The 4,096-nt window shown below is 57.5% G+C and carries 3 protein-coding genes; all 3 read left to right on the top strand.

Going from position 1 to position 4,096, the window contains the following annotated elements:
- Positions 1-159: 159 nt before the first annotated feature.
- Entirely contained in the window at positions 160-471 is a 312-nt protein-coding gene (locus ACML7B_RS02480) for a metal-sensing transcriptional repressor (RefSeq protein ID WP_418539206.1), read from the top strand.
- Between the two features lie 18 nt (positions 472-489).
- Complete coding sequence (locus ACML7B_RS02475; RefSeq protein WP_418539205.1) at positions 490-3,021, top strand: heavy metal translocating P-type ATPase; 2,532 nt, start codon at positions 490-492, stop codon at positions 3,019-3,021.
- 67 nt (positions 3,022-3,088) lie between these two features.
- Positions 3,089-4,096 (top strand): D-alanyl-D-alanine carboxypeptidase family protein (locus ACML7B_RS02470; protein WP_418539204.1); only part of this gene is annotated, 1,008 nt, incomplete at its 3' end.

The following is a 4,096-nucleotide window of genomic DNA, read 5'->3' as shown; positions in this document are numbered from 1 at the left end:
ATCGTGATGCAGTGAGCGGAAAGGATATCAGGAAAAGATAAGAATGTCTGTCCTTAGGGGCAGACATTTTTTATGGGGTAAAAAGAGAATAGTTCTCAAAATGCAGTTGACAGATACCCCATAAGGGTATATAATCATCGGTGAAATGAGGTGAGGAACATGGAAGAGAGAAAAGAGATCCAGGAATGCTGTCACCGGACGAAAGAGCGGGGAGAGCAGGAATATAAGGACCTGATCCACCGGCTGAACCGGGTGGAGGGACAGATCCGGGGCATCAAGAAGATGGTGGAGAACGACGCCTACTGCCCGGAGATCCTGATCCAGGTGTCCGCTGCCAACGCGGCCCTCAACAGCTTTACCAAAGTCCTTCTTGCCAGTCATATCCGAAGCTGTGTGGCGGAGGATATCCGGGAGGGGAAGGAAGAGACCATCGACGAGTTAGTAACCGTATTGCAGAAATTGATGAAATAAAAAGGAAGGTGCGGTGTTATGAAACAATATCAGGTAACCGGGATGAGCTGCGCCGCCTGCAGCGCCCGGGTGGAGAAAGCGGTCTCCCAGGTGGAAGGAGTGGAGTCCTGCTCCGTCAGCCTTCTGACCAATTCCATGGGCGTGGAGGGAACTGCGTCGCCGGAAGCCGTTATCGCAGCGGTGGAGGCGGCAGGGTACGGCGCCTCGGAAAAGGGGACCGGGCAGAACAGTCAGACTATGAGCGTTTCCGCGCAGGAGAAGATGTTAAAGGACAAGGAGACTCCGGTGCTTCGGCGGCGGCTTATCGCGTCCCTTTGTTTTCTGATCCCCATGATGTACGTATCCATGGGGCATACCATGTGGAACTGGCCCCTGCCGGAGGCGCTGGCAGAGAACCATGTGGCCCTGGGGCTGATCCAGCTTCTTTTGACCACTGTAGTGATGGTCATCAATCAGAAGTTTTTCATCAGTGGATTTAAGAGCCTGTGGCACAGGGCCCCCAATATGGATACCCTGGTGGCCCTGGGAGCAGGAGCTTCCTACGGGTACAGTCTTTTTGCCCTCTTCGTCATGACGGACGCCCAGATGCGGGGAGATCTGGAAGCAGTGATGTCCTACATGCATGAGTTCTACTTTGAGTCGGCGGCCATGATCCTGACCCTGATCACGGTGGGCAAGATGCTGGAGGCCCGTTCCAAGGGACGGACTACCGACGCTCTGAAGAGTCTGATGAAGCTGGCTCCCAAGACGGCCACCCTTGTGCGGGAGGGAAAAGAGATCCAGGTATCGGTGGATCAGGTGCGCAAAGGAGATATCTTCCTGGTCCGGCCGGGAGAGAATATCCCGGTGGACGGAGTGGTGCTGGACGGGATCAGCGCGGTCAATGAGTCGGCCCTGACAGGAGAGAGTATCCCGGTGGATAAGGAAGCGGGAGACCCGGTGTCCGCAGCCACCCTGAATCAGTCCGGGTTCCTGAAGTGCCAGGCTTCCCGGGTGGGCGAGGATACCACCCTGTCCCGGATCATCCAGATGGTCAGCGACGCGGCGGCCACCAAGGCGCCTATCGCCAAGGTGGCGGACCGGGTATCCGGCGTGTTTGTGCCGGCGGTGATCGGGATCGCCGCAGTTACCATCCTGATCTGGCTTATGGCGGGACAGACGGCAGGCTTCGCCCTTGCCAGAGGGATTTCCGTGCTGGTGATCAGCTGTCCCTGTGCCCTGGGACTTGCCACTCCGGTGGCCATTATGGTGGGCAACGGGATGGGGGCCAAAAACGGGATCCTCTTTAAGACGGCGGTCTCTCTGGAAGAGACCGGGAAGATGGAGATCGTGGCGCTGGATAAGACCGGGACCATCACCAGCGGAGAGCCCAGGGTTACCGATCTCCTTCCGGCGGAAGGGGTGACGGAAGAAGAGCTTCTGACCCTGGCCTGGCATCTGGAGAAGAAAAGCGAGCATCCCCTGGCCCGGGCGGTGATCCAGAGGGCAGAAGAAGCAGGACTTGCCGGTGGGCCTGAGATTGCTGATTTCCAGGCGGTGGCCGGAAACGGCCTGTCCGGACGGCTGGGAGAAGACCGGCTTATAGGCGGAAACCTGAAGTTTATCCGGGAGCATGCAGAAGTCCCTGCAGACCTTCAAAGGAAGGCACAAGGGCTGGCGGAGGAAGGAAAGACCCCTCTGTTTTTTGCCAGGAACGGACGTCTTGCAGGGATCATCGCCGTGGCGGACGTGATCAAGGAGGACAGCCCCCGGGCAGTGAAAGAGCTGCAGAATATGGGGATCCGGGTGGTCATGCTCACCGGAGACAATGAGCGCACAGCCCGGGCCATCGGCCGTCAGGCGGGAGTGGACGAGGTGATCGCCGGTGTGCTCCCGGAAGGCAAGGAGAGTGTGATCCGCAGGCTGAAGAAGCAGGGCAAGGTGGCCATGGTGGGAGACGGGATCAACGATGCCCCGGCCCTTATCAGAGCCGATATGGGGATCGCCATCGGCGCAGGCACCGATATCGCCATCGACGCAGCGGACGTGGTGCTGATGAAGAGCCGCTTAAGCGACGTGCCCGCGGCCATCCGGTTAAGCCGGGCTACGCTGCGCAATATCCATGAGAACCTGTTCTGGGCCTTTTTCTACAACGTGATCGGGATTCCCCTGGCGGCAGGTGTGTGGTTCCCGCTGCTGGGACTGAAGTTAAACCCCATGTTCGGGGCGGCGGCAATGAGCCTGTCCAGCTTCTGCGTGGTGACCAACGCGCTGCGGCTGAACTGGTTTGATATGCATGACGGAAAAAAAGACAAAAAGATCAGATCCATAGATCTGTCAGAAGAAAAGGAGGAAGAAAAAATGAAGAAAACCATGAAGATCGAGGGAATGATGTGCGGACACTGCGAGGCAAGAGTGAAGAAATGCCTGGAAGCTCTGCCTGAAGTAGAGGAGGCGGTGGTAAGCCACGAGGCAGGGACCGCTGTTGTGACCTTAAGCGGTGAGGTCGCCGATGAAGTGCTGAAGAAGACGGTGGAGGATCAGGACTACAAGGTGCTGGAGATCCAGTAGAAAAGGGGCATATTTTCCGGCGGCAGGTATTACACTAGTAGTAACCATGGTATATGGAGCGTTGCGGATGAAACGAATTCTGGCTCTGCTGCCTGGACTGCTCCTTTTGGCCCAGCTGTGGGCGCAGCCGGTGCAGGCGGCAGATCTTGGGCAACTCCTACTGCAGGAAGAAGAGACCAAAGAGACAAAAGAGAAGGCGGACGGCGCGGAACTTCAGTTATCTGCGCCGTCCGCCTTATTGATGGAAGCTTCCACCGGGCAGGTGATCTATGAGAAAAATCCGGATGATCCACTTCCTCCTGCCAGCGTGACCAAAGTGATGACCCTGCTCCTGATCTTCGACGCCCTGGAAGAGGGTAAGATCCATCTGGAGGACGAGGTGACCACCTCTGAGTATGCGGCCTCCATGGGTGGATCCCAGGTGTTCCTGGAACCGGGGGAGGTACAGACGGTGGACACTCTGATCAAGTGCATCGCCGTGGCCAGCGCCAATGACGCCTGTGTGGCCATGGCGGAGAAGGTCCGGGGCAGCGAAGAGGCATTTGTGGAAGAAATGAATCAGCGGGCGAAAGAGCTTGGGATGGAGAACACCACCTTCGTCAACTGCAACGGCCTTGACGCAGAGGGACATCTGACTACGGCAAGGGATATCGCCCTTATGTCCCGGGAACTGATCACTTCCTATCCCCAGGTCCGGGATTACTGCATGATCTGGATGGAGGACATTACCCACACCACCAGGAAGGGGACTTCCACCTTTGGGCTTTCCAACACCAACAAGCTGGTGCGCCACTACGAGTACGCCACAGGATTAAAGACCGGTTCCACCAGCAAGGGGGGCTTCTGTATCTCTGCTACAGCCGAGAAGGAAGGGATGGAGCTGATCGGGGTGATCATGGCGGCCAGGACCAGTAAGGAGCGGACGAAAGATGCGGTGGCCCTTCTCAACTACGGGTTTGGGAAATGCAACAGATATGCGGAGGACAGTGTGCCCCGGACGAATCCGGTGCAGGTCGGACGGGGCGTGAAAGATCACGTAGAGACCATCCAGAAGGAGCCCCTTGTCTATCTGGAC

It is taken from the genome of Massilistercora timonensis (assembly GCF_048354975.1).
GTDB lineage: Bacteria > Bacillota > Clostridia > Lachnospirales > Lachnospiraceae > Massilistercora > Massilistercora timonensis.
This window is presented reverse-complemented; position numbering and strand designations above follow the sequence as displayed.